Genomic DNA, 17,592 nt, shown 5'->3' on the forward strand with positions numbered 1-17,592 from the left:
GGGTTCACTCCGCGGCGAGGGCCTTGGGGGCCGGTGTCCTGGGCTTTGCGCCGTGTTCGTATTCTTCGAGGAAATCGAGCACCTCCTGCCGGAAGGTGTAGTAGTCGGGATGCTCCAACAGCGCCTTTCGGCTGCGCGGGCGGGGCAGATCGACCTTGGTGATCTTGCCGATCGTGGCCTGCGGGCCGTTGGTCATCATCACCACACGATCGGCCAGCAGAATTGCCTCGTCCACGTCGTGGGTGACGCAGATCGCGGTCACCTTGGTGCGCGACCAGACCTCCATCAGTACCTCCTGCAGCTCCCAGCGGGTGAGGCTGTCGAGCATGCCGAAGGGCTCATCGAGCAACAGCAGCTTGGGCGAGAGCGCAAAGGCGCGCGCGATGCCCACACGTTGCTGCATGCCGTTCGACATGTCGCAGGCGGGCTTGTCCATCGCATCGGCCAGCCCGACGCGTTCGAGATAGTATTCCACCACCTCCTGCCGCTCGGCCTGCGACGCCCTGGGATAGACCTTGTCCACGCCGATGGCGCAATTCTCGCGCGCGGACAGCCAGGGAAAGAGGTTGGGCGACTGGAACACCACCGCGCGCTCCGGGTCCGCCCCCTCGACATGGCGACCATCGAGCTTGATCGCCCCCTTGGAAATCTCGTTCAGGCCGGCGGCCATGGTCAGCACTGTGGATTTGCCGCAGCCTGAATGCCCGATCAGGCTGATGAACTCGCCCCGGTCAATCTTCAGGTCGAAATTCTCGACCACGGTCAGCGGACCTTTGGGCGTGGGATAGATCTTGTGCAGGTGGGAAAAATCGACGAAGCGATTGTCGATCAGGCCGTTTTGCGCGTCTTTCACCGCCGCAGGAACACCATGGATCGGCGCGACACGGGGCAGGGCGCGGGTGCCCTCCACCTTGGCCTCGATCCCCACGTCCATCAGGTACTTGGTGACATCGGCGCGCAGGCGCTTGAACCGGTCGTTGGTGTTCATCGCCATCCGGTCGCGCGGCCGCGGGATGGTGACGGTGAATTCCTCGCCCAGGGTGCCGTCGGGGTTCAGCGCGATGATGCGGTCGGCGAGGATGATGGCCTCGTCCACGTCGTTGGTGATCAGCACGCAGGTCTTCTTGTCGGCCTCCCAGATCCGCTCGATCTCGTCGGCCAGATTGGCGCGGGTCAGCGCATCGAGCGCCGAGAGCGGCTCGTCCAGCAGCAGCATCTCGGGGCTCATGGCCAGCGCGCGGGCGACGTTGACCCGCTGGCGCATGCCCCCGGACAGCTCTGCCGGGCGGCGCGTGGCGGCATGGCTCAGGCCCACCATATTGACGTAATGCGCGACCTTTTCGGCCTTTTCACGTTTCGTGAGACCGGGGAAAACCGTGTCCACCGCCAGCCCGACGTTGCCGTTCACCGTCAGCCAGGGCATCAGCGAATAGCTTTGAAAGATCACCCCGCGCTCGGGGCCCGGCCCGGTGATGGGCGCGCCCTTGAAGGTGACGCTGCCCCTGGACGGGCTCGCCAGCCCGGCCATCAGGTTGATCAGCGTTGTCTTGCCGGTGCCGGAAAAGCCGAGCAGCACAAGAAACTCGCCTTCCTGCACATCCAGGTCGATGTCTTTCAGCACATGGCTGGCGTGCAGGCCGGTGCCAAAGCTTTGCGACACGTTGTCGAGTTTGAGAATGCTCATGACGCTCACCGGTTGTTCGTGAAAGTAAACAGCGACTGCAGCGCGAACATCACCCGATCCAGCAGGAATCCGATGATGCCGATAGTCAGCACCGCGACCATGATCTTGGCGAGGCTGGAGGAGGAACCGTTCTGGAACTCATCCCAGACGAACTTGCCAAGGCCCGGGTTCTGGGCAAGCATCTCGGCCGCGATCAGCACCATCCAGCCAACGCCGAGCGACAGGCGCAGCCCGGTGAAGATCAGCGGCAGCGCCGAGGGCAGGACCAGTTTGGAGATCTTGGTCCGGGTGTTCATCTTCAGCACCTTGGATACGTTCACCAGATCCTTGTCGATACTGGCCACGCCAAGCGCCGTGTTGATCAATGTGGGCCAGAGAGAACACAGCGTCACGGTGACGGCGGAGATGATAAAACTCTTGGGAAACAATCCGCCCTCTGTGGCGGCCAGCGCCGAGACGATCATCGTCACGATCGGCAGCCATGCCAGCGGAGAGACCGGTTTGAAGATCTGGATCAACGGATTGAGCCCGGCGTTGGCGGTGGGTGACAGCCCGGCGAGGATGCCGAGAGGGACCGCGACGACCGTGGCGAGCAGAAAGCCGAAGAACACGGTCTGGATCGAGGTCCAGATCTGCTGGTAGTAGCTCGGGGCACCGGTATAGGCACGGTCCTTGGGCTCTCTGCCGCTGGCGATCAGGCGCGCGTTGAGCTGATCGACCTTGGCCTGGAATTCCGCGCGCTTGACCGCTTTGGCCTGCGCGTCCTGGTGCAGGTTGACGGCTTCCTCCCAGACCTGCGCGGGGCCGGGCACCGCGCCCAGAGAGGTTTGCACCCTTGGCGCCAGAACACCCCAGAGCAGCAGGAAGGCGGCGATCGCCAGCAGCGGCACGGCCAGAAGGCGCCAGACCTCTTTCGCCTGCGCGCGCGGGTTGTCGCCGGCGGCGGCCCGGAGCATGGGCGTAAGCCAGGTGAGGCCCAGCACCTGGAACCATTTGTCAGCGGCATTGATGCGGGTGAAAAGCCGCGCGCGCCGCGCTTCGCGGTCTGCGGTCTCGGTGAAATTCGGATCGGCGGTTGTCATGGAGCTTCTTTCCGGATCTGGAGAGGGGTGGCGGGGGGAAGCCCCCCGCCCTTGCTGCGCTCAGCCCTTCAGCTCAGTGCCAACGACAACCTGATCGCCCTTCAGGCCGATCGGCAGGCTGTCGAGATAGGCATTTGGGGATTTGCCGTCATAGGCAATGCCGTCGATGACATCTGCGGCCGGGGTTGGCGCCTTGTAGCCATCGCTGTCCCAGGGGAAGTCGGCCTCGTTCGCCAACCCCTCATCCACCAGCATCCGGGCCGCTTCGAGGTAGATCGCGGGCTTGTAGACGTCGCGGGCGACTTCGTCATACCAGCTGTCCAGCTTGGGCTCGCCGATCTGGCCCCAGCGGCGCATCTGCGTCAGGTACCAGACCGCGTCGGAATAGAACGGATAGCTGGCATTGTAGCGGAAGAACACGTTGAAATCGGGCACCTCGCGCTTGTCGCCCTTTTCGTATTCGAAGGTGCCGGTCATCGAGGCCGCGATCACCTCGGCATCCGCGCCAACGTATTCCGGCCGCGACAGCATCTCGACCGCGTCCATGCGGTTGGCATTCTCGTTCTCGTCCAGCCACATGGCGGCGCGGATCAGCGCTTTGGTCACCGCCAGCGTGGTGTTCGGGTATTGCTCGGCGAACTCCGCGGTGATGCCGAAGACCTTTTCGGGGTTGTTCTTCCACAGCTCATAATCGGTGATCACCGGCACGCCGATGCCCTTGAACACCGCCTGCTGGTTCCACGGCTCGCCCACGCAGTAGCCATGGATCGTGCCGGCCTCCAGCGTCGCGGGCATCTGCGGCGGCGGCGTCACGGACAACAGCACATCGGCGCCGATCTGGCCCGAGATATTGTCCTTGGAGTAATAGCCAGGGTGCAGCCCGCCGGCCGCCAGCCAGTAGCGCAACTCGTAATTGTGGGTGGAGACAGGGAACACCATACCCATGTTGAACGGTTTGCCCGCGTTTTTGTACGTTTCGACCACCGGTGCCAGCGCCTTGGCCGAAATCGGGTGGATCGGCTTTCCCTCGGCATCGGCGGGGATGTTCGGTTTCATCTGCTCCCAGACCTCGTTCGACACGGTGATGCCGTTGCCGTTCAGATCCATCGAGAAGGGGGTGATGATATGCGCCTCGGTGCCGAACCCGATGGTCGCGGCGAGCGGCTGACCGGCCAGCATATGTGCGCCGTCCAGTTTTCCGTCGATCACGCCATCGAGCAGAACCTTCCAGTTGGCCTGCGCTTCCAGCGTCACGAACAGCCCCTCGTCGAAGAAATAGCCCTGCTCGTAGGCCACCGCCAGCGGCGCCATATCCGTCAGCTTGATGAAGCCGAAGGTCAATTCGTCCTTTTCCAGGTCCAGCATTTCGGCAAAGGCCGGGCTGACCAGGGCGGTTGTGGCCGCAAGGCCAAGGAGAAACTTTCTCATCATTCGTCCTTTCGATGCACCCGGTGAGAGGAGGAACCGGGAAAAACGCAAAAAAGGCCGTCCACTGACCTCCGACTCCTGTCGGCGGAAAGCGAGCGACCTTGCTCAGATTATCCCTGTCGTTGGGAAGAATTCGGATCGACCCACCCCGTTGCAGGCCGATGTCCCGACTATGCGGCGGTGCAGCATGGAGATCCAGAATTTTCCGACCGATCCGCCGGCTTGTTGCCGCCGCCGCGCCTGACTGCTCAAAAAGCGATCACTCTGGGGCGTCCGGGTCGAAAACCGCGCCATCGAAAAAACGATCCGGCAACAGATTGAGTCGCCCTCGCGTGGAGCCCACGGCGGTTGGATGGTGAATCGCCCCCTCCAGTTTCTCGGAGGCGCCGGGCAGGTCCGCATCGGTCTGTGTCATGTGCTGACGATAGAGATCGGATCGAAACACCCGGGCGGCGGTATCGGGGTCCGCGCTCAGCCCATGCGCCCGCGCCAGGCGATGTGCGATCCATTTCGCCTGGCTGCGCCAGGGGAAACTGGCCGCCGCGCCATGAAAGCGCAGGAAGTCGTCGCATTGGCGCTGTTCCCCATGGCCCGACAGGATCATGCGCCCGGACAGGGCGCGGTCGATCAATTCGGCGGGTAGGTCGAGATAGCGCTGACGCGACAGGATTTCCGCCGCCGCGATCCGGCTTTCCGGTTTGGCAAGCCAGCGGCTGGACTGCCAGACCGCGCGCATCAGCCGGCCGACAAGGTCCGGCTCGGTCTCGGCCCAGTCGGTGCGTGTGGCCAGCACCTTTTCCGGCGCCCCCTGCCAGATCGCCTTGCCGGGCAGCAGCAGCGCCCCCAATCCCCGATCGACAACGACAGAGCCCCAGGGCTCTCCGACGCAGAAGGCGTCAATGTCACCCGCTTCCAGCGCCTCTGCCATCAGCGGCGGCGGGACGGTGCGGATCTCGATGCTGTCTGCGCCAAGCGCGGTGCGCTCCACCCAATAGCGCAGCAGTTCCACATGCATGGAAAAGGGAAAGGGCACGCCGAACACCAGCTTACCGCTGCTTGCGGACTTCAGCGCAGACGCCGCCGCGCGTGCATCCGCGAAGTCGAAGCCATATCCCTGCGCGCGCAGCTTGTCTTCCAGCGGGCGGCCTATGCCGATCACGTTGCCATTGACCGACAGCACGGAAATGGCGGCCAGCGAGGCTGTCATGCCGCCAAGCCCCAGCCCCATGGCCACCGGCACCGGAGACAGCATATGCGCGGCATCCACCCGGCCAAAACCCAGCATGTCGCGCAGCGAGGACCAGGACGGCGCGGCGATCAGGTCCAGCGCGATGGCCTCGTCCTCGGCAAAACCCATTTCCTGCGCGATGATCAGCGGCGCCGCATCCACCAGCGGCATGTAGGCGACGGGGAGCGTGACGCGCCTCATCCCAGGAGCCCCGCCGCGGTGACCAGGGCCTCGGCCACATCGGCCACCTTGCGACCCTGGTCCATCGCCGTCTTGCGCAACAGCGCATAGGCTGCGTCCTCGTCGATGCCCTTGGCCTTCATCAACAGGCCCTTGGCGCGGTCGATCACCTTGCGCTCCTCCAGCGCACGTCGGGTCTCGGCCAGTTCCTGCCGCATCCTGCGGACCATGCTGAAGCGGGCGATGGCGGTGTCCATGACGGGTTTCACCCGCTCAGGCGCCAACCCATCAACCACATAGGCCGACACCCCCGCCTCGATCGCCGCCTGCGCCAAGCCACCCGCAGCGCCGGAAACAAACATGGCAACGGGTCGATCCAGCGGGCCGGAGGCAAGCGTCAACTCCTCCATCATGTCGCGGGTCGGGTTGTCGATATCGATCAGCACGATGTCGGGCGCATGTGCCGCGATCTTGCGTGCCAGCGCGCTGTGATGGGCGATCAGGAAAACCTCGCAGTCCCCGCTCTCCTTGAGCGCGTCGACAATCCCGATGGCTCGGTCGCGATCCTCTTCTACAACTACGACTGTCAGCCTGTTTTGCATGCAGCCTAAGTGCAACGTGGGATCACATCGCACAATGGCTGATGCAATTTTTCGTTTCGAACCGACGTGCCGGGCGCGGTGGCTTTGCCCGTTGTCCGGTTTTTTAGGCAATCCTTGGAAAACCCGGCAAGCTGAGCGCGGGTGGTGCCACACGAAGGCAACCCTGGCATCCCGAGCCGATTCCGAGAAGAACCGCGACGCAGCTCTCTCCGAGGGGCGCCAACTCGCTGCGTCACAAGGGGCGGGCCTGCTGCCCTCGCAGAAACTGGTTCTCATCCGTTTGACAGCGCCGACCGCACGGCTAGCGTTTGAGCTCCAGCAAGACCAGGCTGATTTGCGGGAACCAGATGAGCACCAGCAGGCCGACGATGATCGTGGCGATGAACGGGAGAACCCGGCGTGCCACGTCCTCGATCCGCAGTTGCGCAATATTGCTGGCGACGAAAAGGTTTACGCCGAGCGGTGGGGTCAGGAAGCCGATCTCGCTCGTCACCACCAGGATGATACCGAAATGGATCGGGTCGATCCCCAGTTGTCGCACCAGCGGCAGCAGGATCGGTGTCAGGATGATGATGGTCGACAAGGTTTCCATGAACATGCCGAGCACGATCAGGATCGCGCTGATCAAGAGCAGCATCAGGGTCGGATCGCTGGTCACAGTCATCAGGGTTGTGGCCACTTTTTGCGGGATCTGGTTCAAGGCCAGGAATTCGCCGAAGAAAACCGCCGTTCCCATGATCACGACCAGCCCGCCGCAAACCGTGCTCGCCTCGCTCAGGGCCAACCAGAAATCGGACAGCCCCATGTTGCGCTTGACCGCGAAGGCGACCAGCGTCGCATAGACCACGGCGACCACCGAGGCTTCGACCGGGGTGAAGATCCCGCCGTAGATCCCGCCCAGAACGACGAATGGCGTGGCGAGCGAGAATTTCCCGACCCAGACCGACCGCAGGAAGGTCCGTGCGTCGAAAGGCACCGGATTGCCGCGATAACCCTTGCGCCGTGACAAAAGGTAGGTTGTGCCGATCAGCAATGCGCCCATCAGGATGCCCGGCACCAGCCCCGCCAGGAAGAGATCCCCGATCGAAACACTGGCCAGGACCCCATAGACAATCATCGGATTCGAGGGCGGCAGCAGAATTCCGAGCGTCCCGCCCGATGAGGTCACGGCGGCGGCAAAGTCGCGCGGGTATCCGTCGCGTTGCATCGCCGGGATCAGCAAGGTTCCGATGGCCGCCACCGTGCCGGGGCCCGATCCCGAGATCGCAGCGAAGAACATGCAGCTCAGGATCGTGACGATGGCGAGCCCCCCCCAGGCACGCCCCACGACGGCGCGCATCACGTTCACGATATCGTCGGTGATCCCCGCACGCGCCATGATCGCCCCGGTCAGGACGAAGCAGGGGATCGCCAACAGCGGGAACTTGTCGACCCCATCGAACAGGCTGTGTGCGAGAGAGGCCAATGGAATCGGTGACATGACCAGCTCGACAAGGACCGGCACCCCCAGCGTTGCGAAGATCGGTACACCGAGAAACAGACAGGCGAGAAAGATCAGGACGAATACCATCACAGATCATCCCCCTCGCCAGCGACCAGCGGGATCCCATGCCACCACGCTGCCACCTGCCGCTGCACGATCCGCAGGATCATCAGGGCGTGGGCCGCAGGAATGATCGCATAGATATAGGCGAGCGGCACGAACAGCGAGGTGGAGTAGGAGGGGTATTTGAACATTCTCTGCAGCAGAAGAATACCCGCCGCCACGACGAAACCGTTGAACACGACCCAGATCGCATCCGCCAGCAGCAGCGACACCTTGCGCCCGCCGGGAACCCACTTCGTCGCCAGGGTTACACGGATATGCGTGCCCTTTTGTGCCGCGAGGCTTGCCGAGACATAGACGAACCAGACGAAGGCGAAGCGCGAGATTTCCTCGCTCCATGCAAGACCTACTCCGAGCACGTAGCGAAAGAACACCTGCGCGGCCAGCACCACGACGAGCACAAGCAGGCTCAGGTTTGCCAGCGCCAGCTCCAGCCGGTTGAAGCCGAAGGATAGTCGATCAAGCATATTGGAAAACTCCGCCAGCGGATTACTCCTGACCAGCCTCGGGTTGTTCCCTGTCCGGGGTCAACCCGGACAGGGCCGAGCGGTCAGTTCAGAGTGCCGGTTTCCTTGTAGCGCTGGGTCTGCTCGACCCAGGCTTCGCCGCCGCCCACAAGTTCGAACAGCTGCGGCCAGGCGCCCTGGGCCTTTTCCTTCCAAACCTCGGCGTCCTTGAGCTTGCAGAACGTCACGCCATGGTTTTCGGTCAGTTCCTTGCGCACCCGGTCGACGTTCGCGGCAACATAGGCGGCGTGCGACTGGTCGACTTCATCGGCGGATTTCAACAGCACCGCCTGATCGGCTTCGCTGAGACCCAGAAAGATGTCGTTGTTGACGATCACCACGGCGGCCAGGGGCAGATAACTGGCCTCGGTCACGAATTTGATGTGCTCGTGAAAGCCCATGTTGAGGATCACGTCGGTCGGGCTGTCAAAGCTGTCGACAACCCCGGTCGCCACCGCGCCGAATGTCTCGCCCCAGGCGATGGGATAGGTGGACACTCCCCAGCTGTCCCACATCGCCGTCATCACCGGGTTCTTCGGCGCCCGGATTTTCAGCCCCTGGAGGTCATCGATCGAGTCGATGCATTGGTCCTTTGCGAAAATCGATCTGAAGGAATTGGTAAAGCCGCCGATCACCTTAAGGCTGCCGCTTTCGGCCAGCACCCGTTCGTTCATAGCGTCGCGATAGGCCCCCGACCGCAACAGCCCGCCCTCTCCGGTCAGGTCATCGACCCCGTCCAGCATGTAGGGCAGGACCAGAACGTTCAGCGACGGCGCCAATTGCGCCACGTTGTTCGAGGTGATGCCGCCCATTGCCACCACCCCAAGCTGCACCTTCTGCGCGATGGCCTGTTCGCTGCCCAGGACACCACCGTCCAGGACTTCTATGGCGATTTCGCCATCCGAGTTTTCGGCGACGCGATCCGCGAACTGATGGGCATAGATCCCATAGGTGTGCTCGGCCGGGCAACAGTGCGCGAACTGCAATGTCACTCGCGGTTCGGCGGACACAGCCTGCGTCAACCCGAACAGCATAAGCGCACCGATCAGTGCGAAGCCGACAACTCCAAGTCTTTCGAAAGTCATGTTATTTCCTCCCTTTTGTCATTGGGCCCCCGTCAAGGGGCGTGTCCGGCTCCGCTCCCTTCGGCGCCGAATTCCGGTTCGGGCAGGCCGATTGTGCCGAGCCCGGTGATTTCGAACAATCCCCCCGAAAGCGGCTGCGCTGCGCTTTCCTCCGGGTCCATCAGGAACGTGGCCGAGGTGACATAGAGCCGGTCAAATTCCGTCCCGCCCCAAGTGCACATGGTCGGGCAGCGCACCGGCAACGCGATCCTGCGGGTAAGCCGTCCTTCGGGGTCGAAACAGCCGACAGCCCATCCGTCAAACAGGGCCGCCCAATAGTTTCCGTCCCGGTCTACCGCGGCACCGTCGATGCGTCCGTCGTAGGCGCCGGTGTCCACAAAGGGCCTGCGGCGCGCAATCGTTCCGCGGGTGAGGTCAAAGTCGTAGAGGAACGACCGATCGGAACGGCTGTCCGAAAAATAAAGGAAACGGTCGTCTGGCGAAAACGCGATGCCGTTGGATACCACGAACCCGCTGTCCATCTTTTGCCACGCCAGGTCGGTGTCGAAGCGATAGAGCTCGGCGATCGCGGCGTCGAATCGCGCGTTCATCGAGCCGCACCAGAACCGACCGGCCCGATCCACCTTGCCATCGTTCAGGCGCGCGCCCTCAGGCAGCGGAACCGGATCGCCCATGGCTGTGAAGACGCCAGTTTCCGCATCCACCAGACCAACCATGTTGTCTATGGCCGCGACCAACCCGCCGCCCTTGCACAAGCCGATGCTGCCGACGACGCCCGGTTGCTCCCAGCTGGCGATTTCGCCGCTGACTTCGCACCGGAACCAGATCCGGTGCGCCAGGCTGTCGATCCAGTAGAGCCGGCCCGAACGATGGTCCCACAAGGGGCTTTCTCCCAGGGCCGCCGGTCCCCGCCAGATACAGTCGATGGAATGGGTTGCCGCCGAAGCGACCTGCAAGTCAATCACGCGGCCAACCTCCCACAGCTGCGATCCTCTTGGCGTGCATCAGCCTAGCCGCTCCCGATAAGAACACAAATTGCTATTTTTACGTAAGCCTTATACAATTCCTGTATGAATTCATCCTTGCGCCAACTCGAATACCTCGTCGCCGCCGCGCGCGCAGGCTCGGTTTCAGGCGGGGCACGGATGCTCAATGTATCCCCGTCCTCCGTTTTCCTCGCCATCGACAAGTTCGAGGAGGAATTTGGCATCCATGTCTTTGTCCGCCAGCGGGCAAGCGGGTTGGCCCTGACGACCGATGGCAAGCGCGCAATCGAACGCACCATTCGGCTACTTGACGAGGTTCGCGCCTTCCAGAGCGAACTCACGACGGAGGGCGACCACCTCGAAGGCGGCGTCGAGGTCGCCTGTTTCAGCTCCCTGTCGCCCAACATCCTGCCGCAGGTGATCCGTGACATGCAGACGCGCCACCCAGGCATTGTCGTGAACCTGCGGGAGGGAGACATGATCGGGATTCAGGACGATCTCAGGTCAGGCATGGTCGATCTGCTCTTGTCATATGACAATGGTATGCCCGAGGATTTCGAGCTCGAAATCCTCGCCGACGCCCCACCGCATGCCGTTGTTGCCGCAAGCAATCCGCTTGCACGGCAGGACGTTGTTTCGCTGGAACAATTGGTCGACCGCCCATTGCTGCTCTTGAACCTGCCGCAATCGAGCCGATATGCCGTCGGCCTTTTCGAGCGGGCCGGCCTGAGACCGCGCGACATCCGGCGCGTTGCCTCCTTCGAGATGGTGCGCAGCGCGGTGGCGGCCAATCTCGGGGTTGCGGTTCTGAACATCAAGCCGCTTACCGACCGGACCTATTCCGGCCTGGAGGTCGCCTGCCGCCCGATCGTGCCGCAGCACCATGTGCCCCGTATCGTCCTTGCGACACGGAAGGGAGGGGGGCTTGGTCGGAACGCTCTCGCGTTCGCTCAATGCTGTACTGCCTTCTTCCGGACCGAAGCCGCGAAATCGCTTTTCGTCCATCCTCCGGTGCCGGAGCCATGAGGCGCTGTATTGCGTGACGTATGTGGACTCGGTCCTGTCGAGGCGATGGGGGTAAGCTGGGCGGGGCGGACAGGTGACATCCGATCATGACCTATACAATCCAAGCCGCAACTTTCGTACGAGCCGCGAGGTCATCCTGTTGTCGATGGTGGCATACGTCAGATTTCCGCTTTCACGTGCGTCACGTTGAAGTTCAGCAGCACGAACGCCGCATCCACGCCAGCCACGAGGCCGTGCGGTTCCAGTGGCATCGGCGCCGGTCAACGCCAGGAAACGGGGCGCCGGTTGAACTGAAGGGCTGAGAATTCGCACTTGCCTTTGCGACGACGGTCACCTGCGATGTTGCGCTTTCGGCGGCAGCGAAACCTGCAGAAATTCGCTACCGTTCACGCCTCGATTTACGACCATTTCAATTCGGAGCGCCTCCTCCCCTCCATATCAGATTTCAAACGGAACCGTGCTGCCGCTCTGACCGATGGACGCGATCTCTGCGCCGCAGAAGGGGCAGCGAGTCCGGGCAGGCAGAGACGGGTTCGACTCCATCTGACAACAGGGACAACCGTCTTCACCGGGCGCGCTGTGCCGAAACCGCGCAGGCCAAGAACGCCGCTGTCACGATGCTCATCGTCCCGGACCATAATGCGGTCGAGATCCAGGGGGGGCCCAAGGGGCTCAGGAGGGCAACCACCAAATCCGGCGGGGATTGCAGCGTTGCTATCGCAAAGGCAATGGTCGCCACGACGAGTTGAGCGTGTATCGAATGCACCTCTCGGTTCGGGGTGATCGGGCTGAGCCTGTGCGCCTCATGGCGCAGGGTCCTCCAGTGACGCGTGAAAAATCTCTTCCTCGCCACGACCAGGCTGATCGCGGACAACAGGAAGAAATGCCGCAATAGGCCCGCGTGGTTGGCCATCCATTTGGCGGCCGAGGCCTCATCGACAGCTAGCGGCGGTTGTCCTTGCGGCGCGCCATGCAGGCAGGCGATCAGCAAAAAGACAGCAGTGATCGTCACGACAAGGATCGCCTGCAAATTGGCCGCGAAGAGCCCCGACGGAAACACGCTGAACATTTTGTATCACCTGTTCAGGGCCGGCTGTTGCCCTAGTTGCCGGCAATCATGGCGCATAGCGCCGACAGCAGTTTTACAGGTTCCGGTGGGCAGCCGGGAACGTGAATATCGACCGGGACGACGTCGGACACGCCCCCCGTGATCGCGTAGCTGCCGGCGAAACATCCGCCATCCAGCGCGCAGTCGCCGACCGTGATCACCCATTTTGGTGCCGGCATTGCGTTGTAGGTGCGCTGCAGCGCCTCGGCCATGTTCCGGGTGACGGGGCCGGTGACCATCAGAACGTCGGCATGCCGCGGCGAGGCGACGAAATGCAGCCCGAAACGTTCGAGGTCGTAATAGGGGTTCGACAGGGCGTTGATTTCAAGCTCACAGCCATTGCAGGACCCGGCATCGACCTGGCGGATCGCCAGGCTGCGACCCAGCCGCTTGCGGGCGCGGGCCGACAGTGAGGCTGCGATCTGTTCCAGCGCCTCGGCGTCCGGCCCCGGCGCGGTTTCGGTCAGCGCGCGCCCGATAAGACCTTCTAGAATGAACCTGCGCATATGAGCCTCTAAAGATCGTGCCCCGAGTAGGAGCAGTTGAACGATTTGTTGCAGAGCGGGAAATCGGCGATGATGTTGCCTTCGATGACGGCTTCCAACAGCGGCCACTGGAACCAGGACGGGTCGCGCATGTGACAGCGTGCGATACGCCCGTCCGCGTCAAGCGACAGCCAGGCAAGAATGTCGCCGCGAAACCCCTCGACAAGACCGAGGCCGGATCGGGTCTCTCCAAGTGAGACCGGCTCGGCAAGGATCGGCCCCGCGGGAAGGGTGTTGAGCATCTGGGTGATCAGCCCGAGGCTGTGTTCCACCTCCTTGATGCGGATCCAGACACGGGCGTTCACGTCACCTTCCTTCCGCCCGGCCACCTCGACCTGCACCATGTCGTAGGGGGCATAGCGCAGATCGCGGCGGGTATCGTAATCGCGCCCCGACGCGCGCCCGACGAAACCGCCCGCCCCGAATTGCCCTGCCAGCGTCGGGCTCAACCATCCGGTGCCCACGGTCCGGTCGAGCAGAGAGGCGGTATTGTCGTAAAGATCGACCAGGACCGGGAAACGGTCGCGAATGCGATCCAACAGCGCGCGAAGCCGCGATGCGCCCTCCGCGGAGAGGTCTGCCGTCACCCCGCCTGGCACGATGCGGTCACGCATGAAGCGGTGGCCGAAACAATCGCTGGCCGCGCGCAGGACCTCTTCGCGCAAGACGCTGGCCTGTGCCAGCATCATCGAAAAGGCGGCATCATTGCAGATCGCACCGAAATCTCCGAGGTGGTTGGCCAGCCGCTCGAGCTCCGCCATGATCCCGCGCAGGAAAAACGCCCGGGCCGGAACCTCGATTTCCAGCGCCGCCTCGGCGGCCTGGGCAAAGGCCCAGGCATAGGCGACGGTGCTGTCGCCCGATACCCGGCCGGCCAGTTCGGCACCGCGGGCCAGGTCGGCGCCCTGCATCAGCCGCTCGATCCCCTTGTGGACATAGCCGAGCCGCTCTTCGAGGCGCACGACGGTTTCGCCCTGGGCGGTGAAGCGGAAATGCCCGGGTTCGATGGTCCCGGCATGAACCGGGCCGACCGGGACCTGGTGCAGGCTCTCGCCCTTGACGGGCAGGAAGGCATAGGGCGGCTGGCCGGGATGGGGGGCGCCGCCCGCCAGCGGATGCGCGATGTCCCAGCGGCCGTGATCCAGCCATGGGCGCGGGTCCGGGGCGTTCTCGAAGCGCAGCCCGGTCAGATCGGCCGCGGCGCGTTCGAGCCGCTGCGCCGGCGGGTGGCTGGCCCCGATCGACGGCACTGCGCCGCGCCGGGACCTGACCCGCGTCACGGCGACACGCCGGGTTGCCGGGTCGTATAGCGCCATCGCCACCCCGGGGGCCTCGGCCCAGAGGCCGAGCAGGGTGATCTTTCCCTCGGCCAACAGGGTTCCCAGTGCCGTCCAGCCGGCCGGGGGAACGTCGGAGACCTGGAACGGGAGCGCGCGAAAGTCGCGTGACCGGGTCCAGAGGAGTTTGGGGGGTCTGCTCATCTCGGCCTCATCCCAAAAGCGCCGCGACGGAGCGGAACCATTCGACCATCGGCCCCGGCATGTGCAGCCCGATCAGCATGATCAGCGCCAGGTGCAGCCAGAGCGGAACCAGGGTGCTGTGCAGGGGTTCGTCTTCGCCCGAGGGCTCGCCGAAGGCGACGCCGGTCAGGTGCAGGAGCAGCGCCGCGAAGGCGAGCACCAGTCCGAACACCAGGACGAGCGCGAGGATCGGCGCGCGCGAAAAGCTTGTCGTCACCACCAGGAACTCGCTCATGAACACGCCCGACGGCGGCATGCCCGCGATTGACAGAACCGCGATCACCAGGCCCCAGCCGAGCAGCGGGTGGCTCTGGGTCAGGCCACGGATATCTGCCAGCCGCTGGGTGCCCTTGATCTGCGCGATGCTGCCGACGGCGAAGAAGATCGCCGATTTGGTCAGGCTGTGCATCACCATGTGCAGAAGGCCCGCGAAATTGGCCAGCGCGCCGCCCATGCCGAAGGCAAAGACGATGATCCCCATGTGCTCGATCGAGGAATAGGCGAACAGCCGCTTGATGTCGCGGCGCCGATAGAGCATCGCCGCCGCGAAAACGAGCGACAGCAGGCCGAGGGCGACCATCAGCGGCCCCGGCGCCAGGGCGGTCTCGTTCGCTGCCATCAGCATCTTGAAGCGCAGGACCACGTAGAGCGCGACGTTCAGCAAAAGCCCGGACAGCACCGCCGAGATCGGGGTGGGGCCCTCGGCATGGGCATCCGGCAGCCAGGCATGGAACGGCGCCAGTCCGACCTTGGTTCCATAGCCCACGATCAGGAAGACGAAGGCCACGTTCAGCATTTTCGGGTCGAGTTCCGCGGCCGAGGCAATCAGCTTGCTCGAGACCATCGACGGCAGGCCCTCGCCCAGGATCGGTTGCGCCGCCATGTAGATGAGAATGGTGCCGAACAGCGCCAGCGCGATGCCGACCGATCCGAGGATGAAGTATTTCCAGGCGGCTTCGAGCGCCTCGTGCGTCCGATACAGCCCGACCATCAGAACCGTCGACAGGGTCGCCAGTTCGACAGCGACCCACATCAGGCCGATGTTGTTCGACACCAGCGCCAGGTTCATGCCGAACATCATGACCTGGTACATGGCATGGTAGAACCGCAGGTTCGCCGGGGTTACCCGACCGGTCTGCAATTCGTGCCCGATATAGCTCGCCGAGAACACTGCGGCGGTCAGGCCGACGAAGGTGTTGAGCACGATGAAAACGATATTGAGGTCGTCCACATGCAGGTAATCGCCGGCCTCCGGGCGCTCGACGACAAACAGCGATGCCGCCGCCAGAAAGGTCAGCAGGCTTGCGGCGACATTGATCCACGCGCTGGCGCGGTAGCTCGGCATGAGCGCCAGCATCGCCGCCGCGACGGCCGGGACGATCAGGACCAGGGACGGGGGATCGAAACTCATGATCGTTTCTCCCCGCGGAAATGCTCGATCGCCTCGGTGTCCACCGAGTCGAACCGTTCGCGGATGCGGAACAGGAACACCCCGATGACGATCATGGCGATGAGGACCGAGAAGGCGACGGATATCTCGACGACAAAGGGCATGCCCTGTGCGCCCGTGGTCGCCAGGATCAGCCCGTTTTCCAGCGACATGAAGCCGACGACCTGGCTGACGGCGTTGCGCCGCGTGACCATCATCAACATGCCCAGCAGGATCACCGACAGCGAAAAGGCCAGATCCTCGCGCGCCAGGGCGCTTTCGGCGGTTTCGGTCAGTTGCAGCATCAGCAGGATCGACAGCGCCACCAGCCCCATGCCCGCCAGCATGGTCGGCACGACGCCGACGACGGTTTCGACCTCGCGATGGATACCAAGCCTCTGGATCATCTTGTGCAGCGCCCATGGCACGATGATCGCCTTGAAGACCAGCGCGATGCCGGCCGAGGCATAAAGGTGGCTCGCGCCCTGAATGTAGGCCTGCCAGCCGACCGCGGCAGCCAGAAGGAGGGCCTGTAGCGCGAAGGTGTTCAGTAGCGCAGAGAGCCGGTCCTGATAGATCATCATGAAACTGACCAGCACGAGGCTGCCGGCCAGCATATGCGCGATGTCGAAGGCGAGGTCGGGCATCAGAGGCTCCTCGAGACAAAGAGCAGAAGCGTGCCGAGCAGGCCCAGCATCAGCGCCGCGCCAAGGAATTCCGCAACCCGGAAGACCCGCATCTTGGCAACCGAGGTTTCCAGCACCGCCAGCAGCAGGCCTCCGCCGACCAGCTTGACCAGAAAGAACACCAGCCCGGCGGCAAGCCCGGCAAACCCGGTGCCGGCAGGTCCGATCCCGAACGGCAGGAAGATCGCCCCGATCAGCGCCACGTAGAGCAGCAGTTTCAGCGACGCGGCAAGTTCGATCATCGCCAGGTGGCGGCCGGAGTATTCGAGCACCATCGCCTCGTGCACCATCGTGAGTTCCAGATGCGTGGCCGGGTTGTCGACCGGGATACGGGCGTTCTCGGCGAGCGCGACGATCACCAGCGCCACAAGCGCCATGGCCAGCGACACGCGGACGCCCACGGCGTCGGACTGCATGAAGGCCACGACATTGGAAAGCTGCGTCGACCCCGCGACGAGGGAGACCGTGAAGACCACGAGCAGCATCGCCGGCTCGGCAAAGGCGCCGATCATCATCTCGCGCGAAGAGCCGATGCCGCCAAAGCTCGTGCCCACGTCCATGCCGGCAAGCGCGAGGAAGAACCGGGCGCTGCCCAGAAGGGCGACGATGGCGATGAAGTCGGCGGTCCAGCTGAATTCCAGCCCGATCGCAAAGGTCGGGACCAGCGACGCCGCGACCCAGGTCGCGGCAACGATCATATAGGGCGACACCCGGAACAGCCATGATGCGTTATCGGCGAGGATGACCTCCTTTTGCATCAGCCGCCACAGATCGCGGTAGGGCTGGAGCACCGACGCCCCCCTGCGGCGGGTCAGCCGCGCCTTTGCCTTGCGCACCAGCCCGGTCAGCCCCGGCGCGAGCACAAGGACCAGGAACATCTGGACCCCTTGC

Annotated in this window: 16 protein-coding genes and 1 pseudogene; 2 read left to right on the top strand and 15 right to left on the bottom strand. The window is 63.7% G+C overall.

What is annotated here, in order from left to right; translation table 11 throughout:
- Positions 1–4: 4 nt before the first annotated feature.
- The 9 genes from P1U75_RS10620 to P1U75_RS10660 form a co-directional block, all read right to left on the bottom strand.
- Positions 5–1,684 carry a nitrate ABC transporter ATP-binding protein gene (locus P1U75_RS10620; protein WP_300242959.1) on the bottom strand — a complete coding sequence of 560 codons (1,680 nt, stop codon included), beginning with the start codon at positions 1,682–1,684 and terminating at the stop codon, positions 5–7.
- 5 nt (positions 1,685–1,689) lie between these two features.
- Complete coding sequence (locus P1U75_RS10625) at positions 1,690–2,766, bottom strand: ABC transporter permease (RefSeq protein WP_300242962.1); 1,077 nt, start codon at positions 2,764–2,766, stop codon at positions 1,690–1,692.
- 60 nt (positions 2,767–2,826) lie between these two features.
- Positions 2,827–4,194 (bottom strand): CmpA/NrtA family ABC transporter substrate-binding protein, encoded by a 1,368-nt coding sequence (locus P1U75_RS10630; RefSeq protein ID WP_300242964.1) that lies wholly within the window; start codon positions 4,192–4,194, stop codon positions 2,827–2,829.
- Positions 4,195–4,453: 259 nt separating this feature from the next.
- On the bottom strand, positions 4,454–5,623 hold the full coding sequence (locus P1U75_RS10635) for an ABC transporter substrate-binding protein (protein WP_300242966.1): 1,170 nt from the start codon (positions 5,621–5,623) through the stop codon (positions 4,454–4,456).
- Entirely contained in the window at positions 5,620–6,204 is a 585-nt protein-coding gene (locus tag P1U75_RS10640; RefSeq protein ID WP_300242968.1) for an ANTAR domain-containing protein, read from the bottom strand. Before P1U75_RS10640 ends, P1U75_RS10635 begins: the two co-directional genes overlap by 4 nt.
- A gap of 301 nt (positions 6,205–6,505) precedes the next feature.
- Positions 6,506–7,774, bottom strand: a complete 1,269-nt coding sequence (locus P1U75_RS10645) for a TRAP transporter large permease (RefSeq protein WP_300243068.1) — start codon at positions 7,772–7,774, stop codon at positions 6,506–6,508.
- Entirely contained in the window at positions 7,774–8,277 is a 504-nt protein-coding gene (locus tag P1U75_RS10650; RefSeq protein ID WP_300242970.1) for a TRAP transporter small permease, read from the bottom strand. Before P1U75_RS10650 ends, P1U75_RS10645 begins: the two co-directional genes overlap by 1 nt.
- Positions 8,278–8,360: 83 nt before the next feature.
- Positions 8,361–9,401 (bottom strand): TRAP transporter substrate-binding protein, encoded by a 1,041-nt coding sequence (locus P1U75_RS10655; protein ID WP_300242973.1) that lies wholly within the window; start codon positions 9,399–9,401, stop codon positions 8,361–8,363.
- A gap of 32 nt (positions 9,402–9,433) precedes the next feature.
- Positions 9,434–10,366, bottom strand: a complete 933-nt coding sequence (locus P1U75_RS10660) for an SMP-30/gluconolactonase/LRE family protein (RefSeq protein ID WP_300242975.1) — start codon at positions 10,364–10,366, stop codon at positions 9,434–9,436.
- Positions 10,367–10,483: 117 nt separating this feature from the next.
- On the opposite strand from P1U75_RS10660, the gene P1U75_RS10665 reads away from it, so the two are divergent.
- Positions 10,484–11,413: a LysR family transcriptional regulator gene (locus P1U75_RS10665; RefSeq protein WP_300242977.1), complete on the top strand. Its 930-nt coding sequence runs from the start codon at positions 10,484–10,486 to the stop codon at positions 11,411–11,413.
- 145 nt (positions 11,414–11,558) lie between these two features.
- A pseudogene (locus P1U75_RS10670) lies at positions 11,559–11,911 on the top strand (hypothetical protein); the annotation flags it as partial.
- A 67-nt stretch (positions 11,912–11,978) separates the two neighbouring features.
- Here P1U75_RS10670 and P1U75_RS10675 read toward each other — a convergent pair.
- The 6 genes from P1U75_RS10675 to P1U75_RS10700 are packed head-to-tail and all read right to left on the bottom strand — an operon-like array spanning position 11,979 to position 17,579.
- A complete protein-coding gene (locus P1U75_RS10675; RefSeq protein WP_300243070.1) occupies positions 11,979–12,482 on the bottom strand; it encodes a hypothetical protein in 504 nt (167 codons plus the stop codon).
- Between the two features lie 32 nt (positions 12,483–12,514).
- Entirely contained in the window at positions 12,515–13,027 is a 513-nt protein-coding gene (locus P1U75_RS10680) for an NADH-quinone oxidoreductase subunit B family protein (RefSeq protein ID WP_300242980.1), read from the bottom strand.
- Positions 13,028–13,035: 8 nt separating this feature from the next.
- Positions 13,036–14,547: an NADH-quinone oxidoreductase subunit C gene (locus P1U75_RS10685; RefSeq protein WP_300242983.1), complete on the bottom strand. Its 1,512-nt coding sequence runs from the start codon at positions 14,545–14,547 to the stop codon at positions 13,036–13,038.
- Between the two features lie 7 nt (positions 14,548–14,554).
- Positions 14,555–15,997, bottom strand: a complete 1,443-nt coding sequence (locus P1U75_RS10690; RefSeq protein WP_300242985.1) for a hydrogenase 4 subunit F — start codon at positions 15,995–15,997, stop codon at positions 14,555–14,557.
- Complete coding sequence (locus P1U75_RS10695; RefSeq protein WP_300242988.1) at positions 15,994–16,662, bottom strand: hydrogenase-4 component E; 669 nt, start codon at positions 16,660–16,662, stop codon at positions 15,994–15,996. The genes P1U75_RS10690 and P1U75_RS10695 overlap by 4 nt, the downstream gene beginning before the upstream one ends.
- Positions 16,662–17,579, bottom strand: coding sequence for an NADH-quinone oxidoreductase subunit H (locus tag P1U75_RS10700; protein ID WP_300242990.1), 918 nt, complete (start codon positions 17,577–17,579; stop codon positions 16,662–16,664). The genes P1U75_RS10695 and P1U75_RS10700 overlap by 1 nt, the downstream gene beginning before the upstream one ends.
- Between the last annotated feature and the right edge of the window lie 13 nt (positions 17,580–17,592).

Origin of the sequence: Antarcticimicrobium sp. (genome assembly GCF_029212575.1) — a bacterium.
In the GTDB taxonomy this organism is placed as follows: domain Bacteria; phylum Pseudomonadota; class Alphaproteobacteria; order Rhodobacterales; family Rhodobacteraceae; genus Antarcticimicrobium.

Coding starts and splice junctions, on each gene's coding strand:
- P1U75_RS10620 (WP_300242959.1), bottom strand. CDS start 1,684: ATGAGCATTCTCAAACTCGACAACGTGTCGCAAAGCTTTGGCACCGGC.
- P1U75_RS10625 (WP_300242962.1), bottom strand. CDS start 2,766: ATGACAACCGCCGATCCGAATTTCACCGAGACCGCAGACCGCGAAGCG.
- P1U75_RS10630 (WP_300242964.1), bottom strand. CDS start 4,194: ATGAGAAAGTTTCTCCTTGGCCTTGCGGCCACAACCGCCCTGGTCAGC.
- P1U75_RS10635 (WP_300242966.1), bottom strand. CDS start 5,623: ATGAGGCGCGTCACGCTCCCCGTCGCCTACATGCCGCTGGTGGATGCG.
- P1U75_RS10640 (WP_300242968.1), bottom strand. CDS start 6,204: ATGCAAAACAGGCTGACAGTCGTAGTTGTAGAAGAGGATCGCGACCGA.
- P1U75_RS10645 (WP_300243068.1), bottom strand. CDS start 7,774: ATGGTATTCGTCCTGATCTTTCTCGCCTGTCTGTTTCTCGGTGTACCG.
- P1U75_RS10650 (WP_300242970.1), bottom strand. CDS start 8,277: ATGCTTGATCGACTATCCTTCGGCTTCAACCGGCTGGAGCTGGCGCTG.
- P1U75_RS10655 (WP_300242973.1), bottom strand. CDS start 9,401: ATGACTTTCGAAAGACTTGGAGTTGTCGGCTTCGCACTGATCGGTGCG.
- P1U75_RS10675 (WP_300243070.1), bottom strand. CDS start 12,482: ATGTTCAGCGTGTTTCCGTCGGGGCTCTTCGCGGCCAATTTGCAGGCG.
- P1U75_RS10680 (WP_300242980.1), bottom strand. CDS start 13,027: ATGCGCAGGTTCATTCTAGAAGGTCTTATCGGGCGCGCGCTGACCGAA.
- P1U75_RS10685 (WP_300242983.1), bottom strand. CDS start 14,547: ATGAGCAGACCCCCCAAACTCCTCTGGACCCGGTCACGCGACTTTCGC.
- P1U75_RS10690 (WP_300242985.1), bottom strand. CDS start 15,997: ATGAGTTTCGATCCCCCGTCCCTGGTCCTGATCGTCCCGGCCGTCGCG.
- P1U75_RS10695 (WP_300242988.1), bottom strand. CDS start 16,662: ATGCCCGACCTCGCCTTCGACATCGCGCATATGCTGGCCGGCAGCCTC.
- P1U75_RS10700 (WP_300242990.1), bottom strand. CDS start 17,579: ATGTTCCTGGTCCTTGTGCTCGCGCCGGGGCTGACCGGGCTGGTGCGC.